Consider the following 21,040-nt stretch of genomic DNA (forward strand, 5'->3'; position numbering starts at 1 on the left):
CATGGCGGAAATGAAGCCTGGCTTGCCTTGGTTGGGTGCGAAGGCGGTCTTGTTTGATCTCGATGGGACCTTGGTCGACAGTGCGCCCGATCTTGCGGGGGCGCTCAACGAGATGCGGGTGGTTCGGCAGTTGTCGCCGCTGCCGCTGGCGATGTTGCGCCCGATGGTTGGCGCTGGTGCTCGCGGCATGTTGGGCGTGGGTCTGACCGTCGCACCCCAAGACGAGGGGTACGAGGCCTTGCGGGTCGAATTTCTCGATCGCTACCAGGCTCGCCTGACCCAGGAAACCGTCTTGTTTGATCGAGTCGCAGAACTGCTGGACGGCCTGTCCTCCGCTGGCCTGGCCTGGGGTGTGGTGACCAACAAGGCGGAGCGTTTCGCGCTGCCCTTGATCGAGGCCTTGGGTCTGAAGCAGCGTGCTCTGGCGGTGGTGGGTGGGGACAGCACGCCGCATGCCAAGCCGCATCCTGCGCCTTTGCTGGAGGCAGCGCGTCGTGGCGGCATTGCCGCTGAGTCTTGCATCTATGTTGGCGATGATGAGCGGGACATCGTGGCGGGCCGTGCGGCCGGCATGCGTACGGTGGCCGCAGCCTGGGGATATCTGGGGCAGGGCGAGCCGGTTGAAGCCTGGAACGCAGATATTGTTCTAAATTCGCCGATCGAGCTCTTGCAAGTGCTGGGCTTGGCCTAAAATGACCAGTTCTGGGGCCGACCAGGTTTCGACGTGGGTGCGGATCCGGAGTAGGGCATGCCGAGCACCAGTCCGCTCGTAAAACCACTGGAAACAAAGTAACTGCAAACGACTCTACGTTCGCACTCGCCGCTTAATTGCGCGTGAGCTTCTCAACGGTTGGCCAATGGGCCGGGCTCAAGCCGCAAGGCTGAAAGCTGAGAAGTCATTCACATTGGCTGGTTGTCCGCCGGGTCACTCGGCAGGCAACAAGATTCAGTGACTGGCGGGAAAGTTAGCGTGCCGCTGCGCGAACTGACCGTGAGATTCAAATCAGACGGCTACGCATGTAGAACTGCCCGGTGATGGCTTGCGGACGGGGGTTCAATTCCCCCCGGCTCCACCAATATCAGGGATTCGGTTGTTTTTGACCTTCCTTCATCAAGGCCCTTGTTGCACATCGCAGCAGGGGCTTTTTTTTGCCTGGCGTCAGAGCCCGAGTGTATGAATGGTGCCTCGGGAGGGGCAATTGGCAGGGTTAGATCAGCCCTTCTTGCATGTCCGGGTTGCTGCTATGCCTGTGCCCGTGGCACTTTTCACCCTTTGGTCATGGGGGCTGGCAATGGCACTGGATGCGGTTCAAATGCAGCGCTCAATCGACTCGCTGTGGCTGCGTGGATTGGCCTCAACAGGTCCGCCTCACGCCTGTGGTAGCGTGTCGCGCTTTGATGCGATCGTGACCCGGGGGGTGGTTGCTGGCCGTACGCATGCCGCGCCATCACGATTGCAGCTTTGGGTGTTTCCTGGATAGAAAAAGAGATTGCTTGTGAACAACAACTTTGCAAAGTCTGTGATTGGGTCCGTGGTGCTGGCTGCTGTGCTCTCTGGTTGCTCCAGTGAAACGCCTGAAAAGCTGGTGGGGTCGGCGAAAGGTTATCTTGAAAAGAATGACCGCAAGGCGGCTTTGATTCAGTTGAAAACGGCGATCCAGAAGAACGGCAATTTGTCTGAAGCTCGCTTCTTGCTGGCCAAGACCTTGTCTGAGATGGGCGATCAGGAGGGGGCTCTGATTGAGTTGAGCAAAGCCTCGCAACTGGGTTATCCAGACGAAGAAGTTCAGCCCTTGGAAGCGAGGGTGCTGATCCTCCAGGGCGAGATGGCCAAGATCGTAGAGAAATTTGCCAATCCGGTTCTGAAGGGGGCGGAGTCGCAGTCTGATTTGCTGACCTCCTTGGCGGTGGCGCATTCATCGCTCGGACATTTGACGGACGCGCGAAAGACGATCGCTCTTGCGCTCAAGCTGTCGCCAAGAGATGTTCGGGCGCGTTTGACCGAAGCTCGTTTGCGCGCGGCTGAAGGGCGAGTCGACGAAGCCTTTGCGCAAGTCATTGAGCTGTCGCGTGAGCAGCCGAAGCGCAGTGACGTGGCGCTTTTGTTGGGGGAATTCCAAGAGGCCAAGGGAGATGTGCGGGCAGCAATTGCGTCCTATCGAAAAGCTGTTGACCTCGATTCGGTGAACTATGTAGCCCAAAGTCGCGCATTGGCGGCGTTGATTGGGCAGCAGGATTACAAGGAGGCTCAGATTGTTTGGGAGTCGATGAATGCGAAGATCCCCAACAACCTCAATACTGCGTACTTCGGAGTCTTGCTCGCCTTTGAGCGGGGTGAGTTGAAGCTGGCGGAAGAGCGCCTCCAGCCCTTGTTGAAATATGGTGCTGCGAACGGCCGGGTCTTGTACTTGGCGGGTGCTGTGTATTTCCAGAAGGGTGCAATGACCCAGGCTGAGACCTATTTGGGTAAAGCCATGAGCACCAGCTTGGGTGAGGCGGCGCCAGGTGTTCGCACATTGCTGGCCCGTGTCTTGATTCGAATCGGCAATCCGGCCAAGGCCTGGGTGTTGATCCAGCCCTTGCTGGAGCGCTCGCCGGTGGATGCCGAAGCCTTGGCGGTGGGGGCTGAGGCCAGCCTCAAATTGGGGGAGTTCGCGAGGGCTGAGACACTGTTCAAGCAGGTGGTGCAGGTCAACCCGAACGATTCGCGGGCGCGGACCTTTTTGGCTGTCGAGCGCTTGAAGAAGGGGGATGTTGAGTCCGGGATTCAAGAGCTTCGGGCTATCTCCGAACGCGAGAAGGCTGTCACGGCAGACCTTGCCTTGATCAGTTCCTTGATCAGCAAGAAGGACTATGTGCGTGCCTTGGAGGCTGTGTCCAATCTGGAGAAGAAGGACCCCAAGAGCCCCGATGCCGCCAATCTGCGCGGGCAGATTGAACTTCAGCGTGGCGATGTTGCGCGCGCGCGCGAGGCTTTTGAGGCTGCAATGAAGCTCGATTCGCAGTCTTTCGTGGCAGCCCACAGCCTTGCGGATCTGGATGTGCGCAATCAGCGCGTGGATCTGGCGCTGGCGCGCTTTGAGCGCATGAGTGCCGAGAACCCGAAGAACATCAGCACTCGGATGGCTGTGGTGGGCCTTCGTGAGCAGATGGGAGCCAAGGCCTCGGACTTGATTGCGGTTCTGTCGGAGGTGCTCAAGGATCTTCCCGCGGAGGTTGCGCCGCGGGTGCAACTGAGTCGCTTCTACCTTCGCAGTGGCGACACGACCAAGGCCTTGGCTTTGGCGCAAGACACCATCACGCAATTGCCCAACCGCCCCGAGGGCTTGGAGTTGCTGGCGGATGCATATGCAAGCCGAGGTGATTTCATTCAAGCCGAGAACCAGCTGAGCAAGCTGATCTTGATGCAGCCCAAGTCGGTCAAGCCATTGTTGTCGCTTGCCAAGATGCATGTGGCCAACAACAAGTTCGATGCTGCAATTTCGGTGCTTCGTAAGGCCATGCTATTGCAGCCGGACAACCGGGATGTGCAGTCGGCACTGGTCTCGGTATTGGCAGGTTCAGGCAAGGCAGATGATGCCTACAAGTTGTGCCAGCAGATCCAAAAGAGCTATCCGAAATTGCCGCTGGGCTGGGCGTTGGCCGGTGACGTGGCTGCGTTCAAGAAGGACTGGGGTGCAGCTGTTGATTGGTATCGGAAGGCACTTCAGGTGGATGGGCGTCACACGGATGTGGCGATCAAGCTTCACAAGTCCCTGCTCATGGCCAAGGACGTTTCTGCTGCCGATTCATTTGCTCAGCAGCGCTCTCAAGCCCTGCCGAACGATGCCATCTTCACCTTCTACCTCGGAGACGTTGCGCTGAGTCGAAAGGACTTCGCTCAAGCAGAGCGTTGGTACGGAGCGGTGCTCAAGATGCAGCCGGAGAATGTTGGGGCGCTCAACAACATGGCGTGGTTGTACAACAAGTCGAAACGCCCGCAGGCGAAAGAGCTGGCGGAGCGTGCTCAGCGCTTGCAGCCGCGCAGCGCGGGTGTGCTGGATACCTTGTCTGAGATCCATTCGGATCTGGGGGACTTCGCCAAAGCGGTCGAACTGCAGCGCAAAGCCGTTGATTTGGATGGATCGGTTGCCAATTACCGACTCAATCTGGTCAAGCGACTGCTGGCGGCGGGGCAGAAGGATCAGGCCAAGTCCGAGTACGAGAAGTTGGGGCGCGAGCGGCCAGAGTACGCCAGGTCAGATGAATACCGGCAACTCGCCAAGAGCTTGTGATCCTTCAGGCGCTGCCTCCTTGGTGTGTGCCTGATTGGGGTGCTTGCAGTTTTTTTGGGGGGGGGGCAGGTTTGAGGGTGTCGGAAATTTTTACGGATGCCCTGGTTGTTGTGAGTTCTGTCCTCGGTCAAGTTTGTAAGTTGTTGATTGTTAAATGAAATTCATTGTTGGCACGCCAAGTGCTTGCGATAGGGCAGGGAATGTCCCAAACCTCTTTTGGAGAAACACTCATGAACGCAGCAAAGAAAGTCCTCGCCGGCTTTGGTTTGATGGCAGCAGTGGCTTCCGCCAGCGCCGCTACCTTCCAGACCCCCGATGGTCTCCTGAATAACTTCGGTGGCTTCGACTGGTCGTCGTCTTCGTCCGTGCTCATCAAGAGCTACGACATTACCGCGCAGAACATTGGCTCTGGCTGCGCTGTCGGCGCTTTCGGCCCCAACTTCACCGGCGGTTGCACTGGCACGTCTGATGTGATCGACGTGTTCTACAACTCCTTCGCTGTGGCTGTTCTGCAGGCTGGTGGTGGTAACTTCGTGCTGCCCAATCTGGTGCAAGGCACCGGTGGTGCTGGCTACGAGATCACCGTGCGCGCAAACTTCCAAGAGAAGGTGACGTGCTTGAACTACAACTGCTCGCTGGTGTCGATCACTCCGATCACCGGTACCTGGGGCATCTACCTGGACAACACCCCCGACGCAGCCCTGGTTAGCCAGTCTGGTTTTGGTGACGGCGATCAAATCTTGGGCGGTTCTTTCACCGGTGGTCAAACCGTGGCCGGCCCACAGGGCTTTACCAATCCGAGCAGCGGCCTGACCAGCGCTTCGGTGAATGGCACGACCAGCTACACCAACAATGCCTACATCTTGCCCAACCTGAACGGCACCACGGTTCAGTCGACCCTGGGCTTCCTGGGCGGCACCAACGGTACTTGGACTCAGCCGACTTCTTGGCAAGGTAGCGGCTTCGGCGTGGGCGGCAACGGTCTGCCGGTCGGCGACAACACCGCTTTCATCGGCCAAGCTGATGCCAGCCAGTCCTTCTTCTTCAGCGTGCCTGAGCCGACTTCGTTGGCTCTGACTGGTTTCGCTCTGCTGGGCCTGGGCCTGTCGGCTCGCCGTCGCAAGCAAGCTTGAGCTTGTTTCAAAGCTGGCTTGGTCATTGATCAGGCTGGCTGGCAGCAAGATGAAAGGGGCGCTCTAGCGCCCCTTTTTTTGTTTTGAGTTCTCTTTTTTGTCGGAAGCGATAGCCACCCTTCCTTCATCCGTGCTGCGTCGGCGTAATGGTTGGCTTCGTGGTGATCAGCTCCTCAAGGGGGTGTCGCAGGGATCGCGAGGTGGCAGCGGGGCCCGAGCCCAGCCTTCCCATGAACACGGCGCGATTTGAGGCGTCCGTGCCCAGCAGGGCTTCAAGCCGGGCTTTCACCTCCTGGGCCAAGTCAATCACCTTCGTTTCCCTGGAGAACTTGCGGCTCTCGCGTGCGTAGCGTGCAAACACAAGCGGAGTGATTTCCGGCTGCATTTGTAAATTCAAGTGCGTGGATGTGAGCCAAAACCTCTGCATCGCACGGCCGGCGTCCACGAAGTCTTCGAGTGTCCGAGCTTGTTGTTTTGCCACCAGCACGTAGTGCGCGCCGCAGCGCAGGCTTGGGAAAAGGTCCAGCTGAAATCTTGGTGCCCATGTCCCAGCCAGAAATCGGTTGAAAAAGCGCACCCGCTCCCAGCTTCCCATGACGAACTCCATCAGGCGGGTCGTCATTGGATCTGTGCCGAGCGCTTGTTCAGGAACTTTGCTCGTGCTGAACTGCTTGCGCCAGTCGATGATGTCGCGATGCACCTCGTAGGCCTCAGGGGAAGTCAGGCGGATCTTTGCGGAATGGAACATCAGCCAGGCGGTGTTCCAGCGGGCTTGGGGCCCTTCTAGCCACAAGATTTCGAAGCCGTCGCCGCAAGCCGATTCAAGTGTTTGCTTCTGGCTCGCGGTCAGTGGGGTGGTGCTCAAGGGTCGCCGTTGAACGCTTCGGCTTTGAATGCAGTCAATCAATGGGCTGCGTGTTGAGTTGTCGCTGGGTGAGAAATGCCAGTCAAACACTGGGCGAGCCTCGGGTGAGGATGCTCTGTGCGTGGACACAAGTCTCAATCCGTATTCGCTGGCGGCAATGGCTGCAGTTTCGATCAGCGCGCCCAGTGCAATCTGACTCGGGTGTCCATCCAGGTCGTAGACGCAATGTTCTCGGGTGTCGAAGCCCTGAACAACGACATCGTGAGGCCCGACGATTTCGAAGCGCCAAGGTTGCGTGTTGTCTCCGCTGGGCGCCCACCGTGCCAGGTCCAGAATTCGATGAATCACTGCGAGTTCGTTCATGTTGCAATCCTTGTCCGGCGCTGACGCCGCATCTCTGCATGCTGGCTGGATTGTCGGGTTTTCATAGGGCATCATGTTCGAAATGGAAACACGCTGCCACATTGCTAAAAGGTACTTTCATGAGTGCGCATTCTGAGTTTGACTATGGGCGGGCGTTTTCCCGAAACATTGGTTGGTTGACCGAGGCTGAGCAGGCACGAGTTCGAGAGGCTCGCGTTGCAATTGCTGGCTTGGGCGGCGTGGGTGGGGCGCATTTGTTGACCCTGGCCCGCTTGGGTGTTGGTGCATTTCACATCGCTGACTTCGACCAATTTGAAGTTCATAACTTCAATCGGCAAGTTGGTGCACAGATGTCCACTTTGGGTCGACCCAAAGCCGAGGTTCTCGCCGAAATGGCGCGAGAGATCAATCCTGAGGCGCATGTTGAGGCTTTTGCTGAAGGCGTTACGCCCGAGAATCTGGATGCGTTTCTGTCGGGTGTCGATGTTTATGTCGATGGCATCGACTTTTTTGCTATCGAGGCGCGACGCATGTTGTTTCGGGCCTGTTATGAGCGAGGGATCCCTGCTTTGACAGCCGCGCCGTTGGGCATGGGGGTTGCCTTTCTGTATTTCAAACCCGGTGGCATGAGCTTTGAGGATTACTTCAAAGTCGAGGGGCGTAGCCAGCAGGAGCAATATGCGCGATTCATTGCAGGCCTTTCGCCTGCGATGTTGCAGCGAGGCTATTTGGTGGCGCCGGAGGCTGTGAATTTTCACGAAAGGCGCGGTCCCTCCACCATGATGTCTTGTGACCTTTGTGCGGGGGTGATGGGTGTTTCAGTCTTGAAGGTCTTGCTCAATCGCGGAGCTTTGAAGGCAGCGCCATGGGTCATGCAGTTCGATGCCTACAAGCAAAAGCTGAGCTTCACTTGGCGGCCCTTCGGGAATGCCCATCCATTACAACGCCTGCTTTTGTTGTTGATTCGGCCGCTGCTGAAGGGCATGGGGCGGCCTCGCTCTTGAGATCGATGCGCCTAGGGTATGTCCTAGGTGGGTCTAATAGCTGCGCGATTTTGTGCACCACTGCCGATTTCAAGCGTGGGGGACGCTTATTTGCAGGGGCTGAGCCTAGGGTGCCATGTGGCATGATGCCGGAGGTTTTTCAGGCTGCTTTTTAGCGTGGCGTCCGTCGCAGCACTGGCAGTGTTTGCCGCAGCCGATGAATTTGAGAGGACATACCTTGAACAAGATTCTTGCTTCGACCTTGCGCCGTGTTGGCCTTGTTTTCGGTGTTGCGGCATCGTTGCTGTTCTCCGGCTGCGCCAGCGTGGATGGCAAATTCCCGCCGGCGCCCGCGAGTGCCACCAGCGGTGATTACAGTTACATCATCGGTGCAGGCGACTCCCTCAACATCATGGTCTGGCGCAATCCCGAGTTGTCGATGGTGGTTCCTGTCCGTCCCGACGGCAAGATTGCTGCGCCCTTGATCGACGAAATGGTGGTTCAGGGCAAGAACTCGGTCGCGGTTGCTCGTGAAATTGAAGCGCAGTTGGGCAAGTATGTGCGTGATCCGGTGGTCACGGTGATCGTGACCAGCTTCGTGGGCCCGTACAGCGAACAGATCCGAGTGATCGGTGAGGCTGCCCGTCCCCAGGCCTTGCCTTTCAAGCAAAAAATGACGGTGCTTGATGTGATGATCGCGGTCGGTGGACTGACGGACTTTGCAGCCGGCAACGAAGCCACCATTCTTCGGTCCGCCGACGGCGCTGGCAAACAGTATTCCGTTCGCCTCAAGGACCTGATCAAACGCGGCGATGTCTCCGCCAATGTCGAAATGCGTCCGGGTGATGTGCTGATCATCCCGCAGAGCTTGTTCTGATCTCGGCAGTGCGAGTTCTCGCACTGGAGGGCTCGGTCCAGGTGGCTGGGTCAACGGTGCGAGTTTGGCCTCGACGCGGGGCCCCTGCTTCTGTCCTAATTTTGGAACCCTAACTCGATGGACTTACTCATTGCGCAACTGCAGGCGATCGCCCGGCGGGTGTGGAAATATCGTTGGACTGGCGTAGCCACCTCTTGGATCGTCGGAGTCATTTGTGCGGTGGTTGTTTGGATACTTCCGGATCGATATGAGGCCAATGCTCGTATCTTTGTGGACACGCAATCCATCTTGAAGCCCTTGATGTCGGGCTTGGCGGTGCAGCCCAATATCGAGCAGCAAGTCACCATGCTGAGCCGAACCTTGATCAGCCGTCCCAATGTTGAAAAGCTGGTTCGGATGGCTGATCTGGATTTGAAGAATCAGTCCAAGGCACAGCAAGAGGCCACCATTGAGAAAGTAACCAAGAGCCTGTCGATTCAGAGCACTGCTCGCGACAACCTGTACACCTTGGCCTACCGCGACAATGATCCTGAAACTGCCAAGCGGGTGGTTCAGTCTCTGGTCTCGATCTTCGTGGAATCGAGTCTGGGCGCCAGCCGCAAGGATGCGGCTACGGCCACCTCCTTCATCAACGAGCAGATAAAGTCGTACGAAGCCAAGCTGGAGGAGGCCGAAAGCCGCCTGAAAGAGTTCCGCCTGCGGAATATCCAGAACATGTCAGGTGACGGCAAGGATGCTGCCAGCCGACTGGGTGAACTCAGTGCTCAGTTGGAGCGTGCTCGTCTGGAGTACCGTGAGGCCGTCAATGCGCGCGACGCCGCCAAGGCCCAGCTGACTCAGGAGCGCTCCGGAAACACGAGCTCGCCCGTCAAGGCCTTGTTGCAAGAGGGGGACGCCGTGGTGGCGACGCCCGAGATCGACTCTCGCATCGATGCCCAGCGTCGCAACCTTGACGCCTTGCTGCAGCGCTACACCGATCAGCATCCCGATGTGATCGGAGCTCGTAAGCTGATCAAAGATCTGGAGTCGCAGAAAGCCAAGGAAGTCGCTGAGTTGCGAAAGGCAGCTGCCGCAGCGGCGGCTGCGCCCGCACCATTGGGTGGTAACAGCGGCAGCTTGGCCTACCAAGAAATGAACCGCTTGCTGGCCACCAGTGAGGTTCAGGTGGCAGCGCTCAAGGCTCGTGTGGACGAGTATTCTTCGCGTTATGCCCAGGCTTTGTCGGCAGTCAAGACGGCGCCCCAATTGGAGTCTGAGGCCGCGCAACTCAATCGTGACTATGCCATTCACAAGAAGAACTACGAGGACCTGGTGGCGCGTCGCGAGTCGGCTTCAATCACTGGTGAGTTGGACGTCGCGTCCGGTGTTGCGGACTTCCGTCTGATCGATCCTCCGCGCGCCAATCCCAAGCCTGTCGCGCCCAATCGTCTCTTGCTGTTGGTGGGTGCGTTGCTGGTTTCCCTTGTGGCCGGCGTGCTTGCCGCATTTGCCGTCAGCCAGTTGCGCCCGGTTTTCCATGACACCTTGGAAATGCGTGCTCGTCTGGATGTGCCAATCTTGGGTGTGGTGACCCGCTTGGTGTCCGAGGCGGACAAGCGCAACCAACGTTCCGACCTGATTCGCTTTGGCGCAGCAACCGGTGGTTTGGTGGGGATGTATGTCCTGGGCCTGACGGCGTTGGCAATCATGTTGAGCAGGCAGGTGGTCTGAGATGAGCAGTCTGATTGAACAAGCGGCCCAGCGACTGGAGCAGCTGCGGCAAGCCGGCGTGGTGTTGCCCAATGATGCGCAGGCCATGCCGCAGACCCCCCCCGTTTCTTTTGCCGGCGATGGCACAGATTTGGCCTCGCTGGCTGTGGCTACGGTCCAGGCCAAACCGGAGGAGTTTCATGCCTCGTCCAAGCGGGTCGATCTGGATTTGGAGGCTTTGGCTGCTCAAGGCTTCTTGACACCCAATGCGGCGCGCTCTCATATGGCGGATCAATATCGCGTCATCAAGCGCCCACTGATCAAAAACGCCATGGGCAAAGGCGTGGCCAGTCTCAATCATGGCAATCTGATCATGGTGACCAGCGCCTTGGCGGGCGAGGGCAAGAGCTTTACGTCGCTGAATCTGGCATTGAGCATTGCGGCGGAACTGGACAACACGGTGATGCTGGTGGATGCCGACGTTGCCCGTCCCTCGGTTTTGCGCATGTTGGGTCTGCCTCAAGGCCCGGGTCTGCTAGACGTGTTGGAGGAGTCGGTGGACATGTCCAGCGTCCTGCTTCGCACCAATGTTGACAAGCTCACCTTGCTACCAAGCGGCACGCCTCATGCCCGCGCGACCGAACTCTTGGCCAGCGATGCCATGAGTCATCTGCTGGACGATATGGCGCGGCGTTATCCCGATCGGATCATCATTTTTGATTCGCCGCCGCTGCTCTTGACCACAGAGTCTCGCGTTCTCGCATCGCATATGGGACAGATCGTGGTGGTGGTTCACGCTGAGAAGACGGCACAGAGTGCAGTGCAGCAAGCTCTGGCGACCATCGAATCCTGCCCGCTGAAGATGCTGTTGCTGAATCAGGCCAATGCGAACAGTTCGGGCGGCTATGGCAGTGGTGGCTACGGCTACGGCTATGGCTATGGCATTGAAGATACGGCCAGCTGAACTCATGCCGATTCGAAATTTTCATGCGCGGGAGTGGGGTTTGCAGCCGGGAGTCGTGGCCGTGGCTTGCCTGCTGAGCGCGTCTGCCGTTTGGGCGCAGGACGAATCGGGGGCGTCGAGCAAGCTTTCGACCTCGGGGCGGCCCTCGGTTCTGGTGGAGCCGCGTTTTGGGGTCATGCAGACCTGGACGGACAACAATCGTCTGAGCCGCACCGATAAAGACGCGGCGCTCCTGACAACCTTGACACCCGGCATCTCCATCAGCACGACACGCGGTGCCGTGCGAGGCTCGCTGGACTATTCGCTCAATGGCATCGTCTACACAAAGAGCGAAGAGAAGGCCCGCGTGCAACACAGCTTGGCGGCGAAAGGCGTGGCTGAGCTGATTGATAACTTGTTCTTTGTCGATGCAAGCGCGAGCATTTCGCAGCAGGCTGCCTCGGCATTTGGCGTCCAAACCGTGGATCCGTCGTTGGCCAATGCCAATCGACGTGAAACCGCCACGGTGAGCTTGTCTCCGCGTTTGCAAGGACGTCTTGGCAGCCTGGCCAACTTCGAGTTTCGGGCCAACACCTCGGCCACAAATGTCTCGGACGCCGTCATTGGTGACAGCCATGCCAATGGAGGCAGCTTGCGCATCAGTCGCGCGGGGCGCGCGGCGCTGATGTGGTCGGTGGATGCCTCGACTCAGAAGTCCAGCTTCAAGACGGGGGCGCAGAACCGGGTCAGCAGTGTGACCGGCAGCCTGAACTACAAACCCGATATCGACTGGCAACTGGGTGTGCTGGCCGGACGTGAGCGCAGTGATTTGAAGGATTTCGTGCTGCGCAACAGCTGGACGTATGGCGCCAATCTCAGTTGGACACCTTCGCTGCGCACCAAGGTTTCGGCGGATTTCCAGTCTCACGATTACGGCGACTCGTTCACTTACAACCTGGAGCACCGCTGGTCGCGTTCTGCCCTGCGCTTCTCGGATTCACAGTCCGTCAACGCGGCGAGCTTCCAGAACGCCGGCGCGCCGCGCAGCAACTACGACCTGTATTTTTTCCAGTTCGCCTCTTTGGTGCCTGATCCGGCGCAGCGCGATGTGTTTGTGCGCAATTTTCTGCGCGCTCAGGGTTTGACGCCCGATGCTTTGGCCAACAGCGCCGTGGTTGACACCGGCCCGACTGTGCTCCGCAACCAATTGCTGTCCTACACCCTGCAAGGGGTGAGAACCACCATCACGACGACCGCCAGCCGAAGCAACAACCGGCGCCTGGCCTCAGCCAGCGCGAGTGCTGGCGATTTTGCCGCCACAGGCCGTGTGCTCCAGCGCAGTCTCAGCTTGAATGTTTCGCACAACCTGACGCCCACCTCGAGCGCCGTGCTCAGCGTCTTGCAGCAGGAGAGCGAAGGCGATTCGGCGGCTCAGACCACCACGCTGCGATCCATTTCGGCGAGCTGGAATTGCCGACTCGGTACCCGGACCAACTTCACACTGGGCGCGCGAGCTGCGCACTCGGGCGGGTTGATTTCCTATCGCGAAAACGCCATGTTCGCCAACCTCGTCCAGCAGTTCTGAGCCATGTACGAATCCTTCTACGGGTTGAGCAGCAAGCCGTTTCAGCTCAGTCCTGATCCCAACTTCTACTTTGGCAGCAAGCAGCATCGGCGCGCCAAGGCCTATCTGGACTACGGTGTCCTGCGCAACGATGGTTTCATCGTCATCACTGGGGAGATCGGTGCCGGCAAGACCACACTCTTGCGTGGTCTGCTGGACAGCCTGAATCGCAGCAATGTGGTGATCGGCAATCTGGTCACCACGCAGTTGGACGCGGAAGACACGCTACGCATGGTCGGCTCGGCCTTTGGTGTGCGCCTCAAGGATCTGCCCAAATCCGAGATCCTGATGACGCTGGAGGCGTTTTTTGTCAGCCAGACCACACAGGGCAAGCGCTGCTTGCTGATCGTGGACGAGGCGCAGAACCTCTCAGCGCGGGCCGTGGAAGAGCTGCGCATGCTCTCGAACTTCCAGTTTGGCAACCAGTCTTTGCTGCAGACCTTTTTGGTCGGCCAGCCTGAGTTCCGGGGCATCCTCCAGCGGCCCGAGATGGAGCAGTTCCGCCAGCGCGTGGCGGCGACCTGCCATATCGGGCCCTTGGATGAAGACGAAACCAAGGCCTATATCGAGCACCGGCTCAAATGCGCAGGCAGCACCGGAAAGCCGACCTTCGATGCTGATGTGTTCCCGCTGATTTACAAAACCAGCCAGGGCATTCCGCGTCGAATCAATTCCCTGTGCGATCGTTTGTTGCTGCTGGGTTTCATGGGCAACAAGGTCAATTTGACCCTGCATGAACTCCATGATGTGCTCAAGGATATTGCGCAAGAAGCACAAACACCCACTCAGGTGGTGGGTGGCGGATCGGACACAGGTGTGGGTAAATTCCTGGATACCGATCAGCCCATCGATTTCTCGCGCGTCAAACTGAATGCCGACGAGGTCAACGGTTTGAGTGAAGAGCTGTCGAACCTCAGCCAGGGTCATTTTGCAGAGCGCTTGCAGCGCCTGGAAAACGGCCTGCAGCGACTGGAACGCATCAATTTGCAAACCCTGAGCTTGCTGCAGAAGCTGGTGGAAGCGGTCCGGACCCACTGAGCTTGCTTTTGCCCGGTTTGCGCACTCTGTCACAGAGCTGTCGCAAGGGCAGGGCAGAACCAGGGCTTCGTGGCCGATATCGGTGTGCAGTGTCTGAAGATTTTTAATAAGCCAACAAGAGTGGGTGCGCAGAGTCTCATGTCTGAACAAAAAGCCATACGGAATGCGATGACCGTGGATGTGGAAGATTACTTCCAGGTCTCGGCCTTCGCGCCCTATATTGCGCGTGGCGATTGGGAAGGCTGTGAGTGCCGGGTGGAGCGCAATATCGAGCGCATCCTGGCCCTGTTCGCCCAGCATCAGACCAAGGCCACGTTCTTCACCCTGGGCTGGATCGCCGAGCGCTACCCGCAGGTGGTGCGCGATATCGTGGCGGCCGGCCACGAACTCGCCAGCCATGGCTACGGCCACGAACGCGCCAGCGATCTGAGCCCGCAAGCTTTCATGCAGGACGTCGTCCGTGCCAAGAAGTTGCTGGAAGATCTGGGCGGCCATGAGGTGATTGGCTACCGCGCGCCGAGTTTCTCGATCGGCAAGAGCAATCTCTGGGCCTTCGACACCTTGCGCGAGGCTGGCTACCAATACAGCTCCAGCGTCTACCCGATTCAGCACGACCATTACGGCATGCCAGATTCACCGCGTTTCGCCTACCCGGTGCGTGAGGGTTTGCTGGAAGTGCCGGTCACGACCTTGCGGGTGATGAACAAGAACCTGCCGTCCAGCGGCGGTGGCTATTTCCGCCTGCTGCCTTATTCGGTGTCGCGTTGGCTGATCCGTCAGGTCAATGCCCAGGATCAACAGTCGGCCGTGTTCTATTTCCACCCCTGGGAAATCGACGTTGATCAGCCGCGTGTCGCCGGCATCGACAGCAAGTCGCGCTTCCGCCACTACGTCAATATTGCGCGCACCCACGACCGCATCGGCCGCCTGCTGCAGGACTTTGCCTGGGGTCGCATGGACGAGATCTTCCTGGGTCGACGCACCGCGGCGCTGGCCACCAGCGCAGTTGCAGCCTGAACCATGGCTGCACTCCAAATCAAGCGCCTGACGGCGCAAGACGCCGCGCTTGCCCGCCGTTGGGACGAGTTCGTCCTGGCCTGCCCGCAAGCCACCTTTTTCCACCGCGCCGGCTGGTTGCGCATGGTCGAGCAGGTGTTCAAGCACCAGGGTTTCTTTCTCTACGCCGAGCGTGAGGGCCAGATCGAGGGTGTGCTGCCGTTGGCTCAGGTCAAAAGCATGCTGTTCGGCCACTCGCTGGTGGCCTTACCCTTTGCCGTGTACGGCGGTGTGGCGGCCCTGAACGACGAGGCTGCCGCCGCTCTGGAGCACGAAGCGCAGGCCATTGCGCAGCGCCTGGGTGCTGAGCACCTCGAGTTCCGCAATGTCGAGCCCCGTCACGCCGACTGGCCCAAGCAGGACTTGTACGTCACCTTCCGCAAGGAGATCCTGCCCGAGGAAGAGGCCAATATGCTGGCCATTCCGCGCAAGGCCCGGGCCAGTGTGCGCAAAGGCATCAAAAACAATCTGGTCTCGCACATCGATCCAACGGTGGATCGCTTCTTCGCGCTCTACGCCGACAACACCCACCGCCACGGCACGCCGGCCATGCCCAAGCGCTACTTCGCGGCTTTGCTGGACGAGTTCGGTGCCGATGCTGAGGTGCTGACGGTCACCGATGCCCAGGGCAAGCCGCTCAGCTCGGTGCTGAGTTTTTACTTCCGTGACGAGGTGTTGCCTTACTACGCCGGCGACGACGAGGCTGCGCGCGATCTGGCCGGCAACGACTTCAAGTACTGGGAGCTGATGCGTCGCGCCTGCGCGCGTGGCTGCAAGGTGTTCGACTACGGCCGCAGCAAGCAGGGCACGGGCTCCTACGCCTTCAAGAAGAACTGGGGTTTCGAGCCGACGCCGCTGCACTACGAGTACTGCCTCTACAAGCGCGACGCCGTGCCGCAAAACAACCCGAGCAATGCGAAGTACCAGCTCCTGATCAAGACCTGGCGGCGCTTGCCCCTGGGCTTTGTCAACTGGCTGGGGCCCTTCATCGTGCGCAACCTGGGTTGAGCCATGCCCGCCTCACCCCTTTGCTTGCTTGATGCACGAAGCCGCCCACTGAATCTGATCTCTCGCGCATGCCTGCGCGTCCAGCCGCTATGAGCTTGCGCGTTCTCCACATCCTCGACCACTCCTTGCCGCTGCACAGCGGCTACAGTTTTCGCACCGCCTCCATCCTGCGCGAGCAGCGTGCGCGCGGCTGGATCACCTCTCACCTGACCAGCCCCAAGCAGGGCCCGGGCGAGGGCCTGATGGAGGAGGCCTCGGGCTGGCAATTCCACCGCACGCCCAGCACCGCGGCCGATGGCCTGATCCGCCAGATGCAGCTGACGGCCGCGCGCATCCGGGAAGTCGTGGCCATCGAGCGCCCTGAAATCATCCACGCCCATTCGCCGGTGCTCAATGCCTTGCCCAGCCTCTGGGTCGGGCGACAGCTGCGTTTGCCGGTGGTGTATGAGATGCGAGCCTCTTGGGAGGATGCGGCTGTCGACCACGGCACGACGACCGAAGGCAGCTTGCGCTACCGCGTGTCGCGGGCGCTGGAAAGCTTTGCGCTCAAGCGTGCCGACCAGATCACCACCATTTGCGAAGGCCTGCGTGGCGACATCATGTCGCGCGGTGTGCCGGCGGATCGCATCACCGTGATCCCGAATGCGGTTGACGCCCAGGCCTTCCAGTTTGGCGTCAGCCCGGACCCGGTGCTGCGGGCCAAGCTGGGCCTGGACGGCGCCGTCGTGCTCGGTTTTGCCGGCTCCTTCTATGGCTATGAAGGCCTGCACCTGCTGCTGGACGCTGCGGCTCGCCTCTTGCCCACGCTGCCGCAGCTTCGCGTGCTGCTGGTCGGCGGCGGCCCGCAGGAGGCGGCGCTCAAGGCGCAGGTGGAGCGCCTGGGCCTGCAGCAGCAGGTGATCTTCACCGGCCGGGTGCCGCACGCGGAGGTGCAGCGCTACTACGAGCTGATCGATGTGCTGGCCTATCCGCGCCTGCCGATTCGCCTGACCGAGCTGGTCACGCCGCTCAAGCCCCTGGAGGCCATGGCCCAAGGGCGCATGTTTGTGGCCTCCGATGTCGGCGGCCACCATGAGCTGGTGCGCCACGGCGAGACCGGCCATCTCTTCAAGGCCGGCGATGTGGGCGCTCTGGCCGCTGCCATCGAACAGCTGCTGGCTCAGCGCGAGCAATGGCCGCGCATCGCCGCGCAGGCCCGCCATTTCGTGGAGGCCGAGCGCACCTGGGCCCGCAGCGTGGCCCGCTACGAAGAGGTCTACCGGCGCGCCCTGGGCCGCTACGGTCGTACCTTCCCTGTTGTTTCTTCCTGAGGCCCGACCCAGCTATGTGCGGCATCCACGGCATCCTGCGTCTTGACGGCGCCCCGGTCGAATCGGCCCATCTGAGCTTGATGGGCGACATCACCCAGCATCGCGGCCCCGACGATGAAGGCCAGCACATCGACGGTGCCTGCGGCATCGCCATGCGCCGCCTGTCCATCATCGACCTGGCCGGCGGCCACCAGCCCCTGTCCAACCAGGACGGCAGCCTGTGGCTGGTCTGCAATGGAGAGATCTACAACTACCGCGAGCTGCGTGCTGAGCTGCAAGCCAAGGGTTTTCAGTTCAAGACCGGCTCGGACAGCGAGGTGCTGCTGCATCTGTACGACGCCGAGGGTGACGACTTCGTCCACCGCCTCAACGGCATGTTCGACTTCGCGCTCTGGGATGCGCGCCGCCGCCGTCTGCTGATCGGCCGTGACCGCATCGGCGTCAAGCCGCTGTATGTGATGCAGGACGGCCAGCGCCTGGCTTTTGCCACCGAAGCCAAGGCCTTGCTGGCTTTGCCCGGTGTTCGGGCCGAGCTGGACACCCGCGTGCTCTCCAGCTACCTGCAGCTGGGCTATGTGGCCGCGCCGGGCAGCATGTTCAAGGGCATTCGCAAGCTTCCGCCGGCCACGCTGCTGGCGGTGGAGGGTGGTCAGGTCAAGGAGTGGCGCTACTGGCGCGTCTCGCCGCAGATCCGCCGCGACTGGAGCGAGGCCGAGTGGATCGAGCGCTCGCGCGAAAGCCTGCAACGCGCCGTGCGCATGCAGATGGTCAGCGACGTGCCGATTGGCGCTTTCCTCTCGGGTGGCGTCGATTCCAGCGCGGTCGTGGCCTATATGGCCCGCGAGTCCAGCGAGCCGATCCGCACCTATGCCATCGGTTTCGAGGGCGGTGAGGCCGAGACCCTGTACAACGAGCTGCCGTTTGCGCGCCAGGTCTCCGAGCTGTTCAAGACCCAGCACAAGGAAATCGTCGTCAAGCCCGATGTTGTGGGTCTGCTGCCCCAGCTGCTCTGGCATATGGACGAGCCTCTGGCCGACACGGCCTTCATCACCACCTATCTGGTCTCGCAATTCGCGCGCCAGGATGTGAAGGTGATCCTCTCGGGCGTGGGCGGTGACGAGCTGTTTGGCGGTTATCGCCGCTACCTGGGCGGTCATTACGCGCGCCGTTTCCAGGCGCTGCCGAGCTGGCTGCAATCAGCCATCGGCTTTGCGGCGGGCCGCCTGCCGGCCGATCGTCACTCGGGTCTGCTCAATACTTTGCGCCTGGCCAAGGGCTTTGTGGCCAGCGCCGGCATGGGCGCCGATGCGCGCTACCAGAGCTATCTGCAGGTGCTGGGGCAGGATCTGGTCGGCCGTTTGCTGGTGGACGGCGCGGGCGGGCAAGACCCGCTGGCCGCGGCTTTCGCTAGCGCCGGCCATGAGGACGAACTCAACCGCATGCTGGCCGTGGACGCAGAAACGCAGCTGCCTGACGATCTGCTGCTCTTGACCGACAAGATGAGCATGGCCGTGTCGCTCGAGTGCCGCGTGCCTCTGCTCGATCACGAACTGCTGGAGCTGGCGGCGTCCATGCCTTCGGACATCAAGATCCGTGGCGGCCGCCTCAAGCATGTGCTGAAGTCAGCCCTGGCCGATGTGCTGCCGGATGACATCCTGAACCGCAAGAAGCGCGGCTTCGGCACGCCCATGGGCGCCTGGCTCAAGAAGGAGCTGGCACCGCTGCTGCGCCGCCTGCTGGCGCCTGAGGTGGTGAAGGCGCGGGGCCTGTTCGTGCCGGCTGTCGTGTCAGGGTTGATCGCCGACCATGAAGCCAACCGCATGGACGGCACCGATGCGCTGCTGTCTCTGATGAATCTTGAAATCTGGAGCCGGGTCTATCTGGACGGCCGCAGCCCCGCCGATGTGGCGCTGGAGCTGAAGTCCTACCTGCCCCGCGCTTGACGCCCCCGCTCCTCCATCTGTCCGCATGAACATCCTCTACGTCTGCCATCGCTTTCCCTTCCCGCCCAAGCGCGGAGGCAAGATCCGGCCCTTCAATATGATCCGCCACCTGACGGCGGCGGGGCATGAGGTCACCGTCTGTTCGCTGGTGCGAGCCGAAGACGAAGGCGTGGAAGGGCAGGGCATTGCGCCGCATTGCAAGGCCTTCCATATGGCGCGGGTGCACAACCCCGTGCAGGCCTTGCGCATGGTGGCGCATCTGCCCCTGACCACGCCCTCGTCCATGGGCTTTTTCTACTCGGCCGAGCTGGCAGCCAAGATCAAGCACCTGCTGGCCACGCAGAAGTTCGATCTGATCTTTGTTCACTGCTCCTCGGTCGCGCAGTATGTGGAGCATGTGCAGGACATTCCCAAGATCCTGGACTTCGGCGATATGGACTCGCAGAAGTGGCTGGAGTACGCGGACGCCAAGCCATTCCCGTTGTCCCTGGGCTATCGCCTGGAAGGCTACAAGATGCTGGCGGCCGAAAAGCGCCTGGCCCGCCGCTTCGACCTCTGCACCGCAACCACGCGCGCCGAATGGCAGACGCTCAACGACTACGGCACGGGTGCGGCGACCGACTGGTTCCCCAACGGTGTCGATGCCGATTACTTCAGCCCCGATGGCACGGCCTACGACCCTGACACCATCAGCTTCATCGGCCGCATGGACTACTACCCCAACCAGGAATGCATGTCGCGTTTCTGTGCGGAAACCTGGCCCTTGATCAAGGCGCGTCGGCCGCAGATGAAGCTGACCATCGTCGGCGCCGACCCGTCACCGGCCATGCGCAAACTCGGTGAGATCGACGGCGTCACCGTCACCGGCTCGGTGCCGCATGTGCAGCCCTATGTGCGCAAATCGGCCCTGATGGTGGCCCCGCTGGCGATTGCCCGCGGCACGCAGAACAAGATCCTCGAAGCCATGGCCATGGGGGTGCCGGTGGTGACCAGCAGCATTGCCGCAGGCGGTGTCGACGCCGAGGCCGAGACCCATCTGCTGGTGGCTGACACGCCGCAGCAATGCGCCGAGGCGGTGCTGCGCATCGTCGAAAATCCCGCCGAGCGGGAGCGTCTGGCCCTGGCCGGCCGCGCGCGCATGCTCAGCCACCACGCCTGGCCGCGCTCCATGGAGCGCCTGGACAAGATCATTGCCCAGGTTCTGACCTCGGCATCCACCTCATCAAAAAAGCAGGCAGTGAAGTCATGAAGATCAGCATTTTTGGATTGGGCTATGTGGGCGCGGTGTCGCTGGCGTGTTTGTCGCGGGACGGCCATGATGTGGTGGGCGTGGACATCGAGCCGGCCAAGCTGGACCTGATCAAGAACGGCAAGACGCCGGTGGTCGAGGAGGGCATGGTGGAGCTGATGGCGCAAGTTGCGGCCAGCGGCCATGTCAGCGTGACGACGGACGCGGTGCAGGCGGTGCTGAGCACCGAGATCTCGCTGGTCTGCGTGGGCACGCCCTCGGCGGCCAACGGCAGCCAGGACCAGGGCGCGGTGCTGCGCCTGGCCGAGCAGATCGGTGAAGCGCTCAAGCAAAAGAGCGAGCCGCATGTGGTGGTGTTCCGCTCGACCCTGGTGCCGGGCACGGTGGAAGACGTGCTGCGCCCCATCATCGAGCGCGCCTCGGGCAAGCGCGATGGCGTGGACTTCCACCTGTGCTTCCAGCCCGAGTTCCTGCGCGAAGGCAGCTCCATCCGCGACTACGACAAGCCGCCCTTCACCATCGTCGGTGCCAACCACGAGTACGCGGCCGAGCGGCTGCAAGCCCTGTTCGGCCATCTGCCCTGCAAGTTCCTGAAGACCTCGGTGCGTGCGGCCGAGATGATGAAGTACTGCTGCAACAACTTCCACGCGCTCAAGATCACCTTCGCCAACGAGACCGCGCGCCT

At 60.6% G+C, this 21,040-nt stretch carries 16 protein-coding genes and 1 other RNA gene; 16 read left to right on the forward strand and 1 reads right to left on the reverse strand.

Annotated features, from left to right (window positions below):
- Window position 1: 1 nt before the first annotated feature.
- The 4 genes from gph to pepA all read left to right on the forward strand — a co-directional run bounded on the left by gph (window position 2) and on the right by pepA (window position 5,407).
- Window positions 2–691, forward strand: coding sequence for a phosphoglycolate phosphatase (gene gph / locus AC1Q6P_RS20820; RefSeq protein WP_492663505.1), 690 nt, complete (start codon window positions 2–4; stop codon window positions 689–691).
- A gap of 13 nt (window positions 692–704) precedes the next feature.
- Window positions 705–1,076: a transfer-messenger RNA gene (gene ssrA, locus AC1Q6P_RS20825) on the forward strand.
- 420 nt (window positions 1,077–1,496) lie between these two features.
- Window positions 1,497–4,274 carry an XrtA/PEP-CTERM system TPR-repeat protein PrsT gene (gene prsT / locus AC1Q6P_RS20830; RefSeq protein WP_492663504.1) on the forward strand — a complete coding sequence of 926 codons (2,778 nt, stop codon included), beginning with the start codon at window positions 1,497–1,499 and terminating at the stop codon, window positions 4,272–4,274.
- Window positions 4,275–4,504: 230 nt separating this feature from the next.
- Window positions 4,505–5,407 (forward strand): flocculation-associated PEP-CTERM protein PepA, encoded by a 903-nt coding sequence (gene pepA / locus AC1Q6P_RS20835; RefSeq protein WP_165794743.1) that lies wholly within the window; start codon window positions 4,505–4,507, stop codon window positions 5,405–5,407.
- 124 nt (window positions 5,408–5,531) lie between these two features.
- Here pepA and AC1Q6P_RS20840 read toward each other — a convergent pair whose 3' ends face one another.
- A complete protein-coding gene (locus AC1Q6P_RS20840; protein ID WP_492663503.1) occupies window positions 5,532–6,635 on the reverse strand; it encodes a nitroreductase family protein in 1,104 nt (367 codons plus the stop codon).
- A 119-nt stretch (window positions 6,636–6,754) separates the two neighbouring features.
- Between AC1Q6P_RS20840 and AC1Q6P_RS20845 the strand changes: the two genes are divergently transcribed.
- The 12 genes from AC1Q6P_RS20845 to AC1Q6P_RS20900 form a co-directional block, all read left to right on the forward strand.
- Window positions 6,755–7,639: a ThiF family adenylyltransferase gene (locus tag AC1Q6P_RS20845; protein ID WP_492663502.1), complete on the forward strand. Its 885-nt coding sequence runs from the start codon at window positions 6,755–6,757 to the stop codon at window positions 7,637–7,639.
- 217 nt (window positions 7,640–7,856) lie between these two features.
- Window positions 7,857–8,495 carry an XrtA/PEP-CTERM system exopolysaccharide export protein gene (locus tag AC1Q6P_RS20850; RefSeq protein WP_223696563.1) on the forward strand — a complete coding sequence of 213 codons (639 nt, stop codon included), beginning with the start codon at window positions 7,857–7,859 and terminating at the stop codon, window positions 8,493–8,495.
- Between the two features lie 117 nt (window positions 8,496–8,612).
- Window positions 8,613–10,205: an XrtA system polysaccharide chain length determinant gene (locus AC1Q6P_RS20855; RefSeq protein ID WP_102770234.1), complete on the forward strand. Its 1,593-nt coding sequence runs from the start codon at window positions 8,613–8,615 to the stop codon at window positions 10,203–10,205.
- A gap of 1 nt (window position 10,206) precedes the next feature.
- The gene (locus AC1Q6P_RS20860) at window positions 10,207–11,148 is read left to right on the forward strand and encodes an XrtA-associated tyrosine autokinase (protein WP_492663501.1); all 942 of its coding nucleotides are present in this window, start codon (window positions 10,207–10,209) and stop codon (window positions 11,146–11,148) included.
- Window positions 11,123–12,712 (forward strand): TIGR03016 family PEP-CTERM system-associated outer membrane protein, encoded by a 1,590-nt coding sequence (locus AC1Q6P_RS20865; RefSeq protein ID WP_492663500.1) that lies wholly within the window; start codon window positions 11,123–11,125, stop codon window positions 12,710–12,712. Before AC1Q6P_RS20860 ends, AC1Q6P_RS20865 begins: the two co-directional genes overlap by 26 nt.
- A 3-nt stretch (window positions 12,713–12,715) precedes the next feature.
- A complete protein-coding gene (locus tag AC1Q6P_RS20870) occupies window positions 12,716–13,789 on the forward strand; it encodes an XrtA/PEP-CTERM system-associated ATPase (protein WP_102770237.1) in 1,074 nt (357 codons plus the stop codon).
- A 138-nt stretch (window positions 13,790–13,927) separates the two neighbouring features.
- Window positions 13,928–14,806 carry an XrtA system polysaccharide deacetylase gene (locus AC1Q6P_RS20875; protein WP_102770238.1) on the forward strand — a complete coding sequence of 293 codons (879 nt, stop codon included), beginning with the start codon at window positions 13,928–13,930 and terminating at the stop codon, window positions 14,804–14,806.
- A gap of 3 nt (window positions 14,807–14,809) precedes the next feature.
- Complete coding sequence (locus AC1Q6P_RS20880) at window positions 14,810–15,853, forward strand: FemAB family XrtA/PEP-CTERM system-associated protein (protein WP_171826176.1); 1,044 nt, start codon at window positions 14,810–14,812, stop codon at window positions 15,851–15,853.
- Between the two features lie 89 nt (window positions 15,854–15,942).
- Window positions 15,943–17,163, forward strand: coding sequence for a TIGR04063 family PEP-CTERM/XrtA system glycosyltransferase (locus tag AC1Q6P_RS20885; RefSeq protein ID WP_492663499.1), 1,221 nt, complete (start codon window positions 15,943–15,945; stop codon window positions 17,161–17,163).
- 14 nt (window positions 17,164–17,177) lie between these two features.
- The gene (asnB, locus tag AC1Q6P_RS20890) at window positions 17,178–19,106 is read left to right on the forward strand and encodes an asparagine synthase (glutamine-hydrolyzing) (protein WP_492663498.1); all 1,929 of its coding nucleotides are present in this window, start codon (window positions 17,178–17,180) and stop codon (window positions 19,104–19,106) included.
- Between the two features lie 25 nt (window positions 19,107–19,131).
- On the forward strand, window positions 19,132–20,355 hold the full coding sequence (locus tag AC1Q6P_RS20895) for a TIGR03087 family PEP-CTERM/XrtA system glycosyltransferase (protein ID WP_492663497.1): 1,224 nt from the start codon (window positions 19,132–19,134) through the stop codon (window positions 20,353–20,355).
- Window positions 20,352–21,040 (forward strand): nucleotide sugar dehydrogenase (locus tag AC1Q6P_RS20900; RefSeq protein ID WP_492663496.1); only part of this gene is annotated, 689 nt, incomplete at its 3' end. The genes AC1Q6P_RS20895 and AC1Q6P_RS20900, both read left to right, overlap by 4 nt.

Source organism: Roseateles sp. GW835-FHT13E02, from assembly GCF_058794035.1.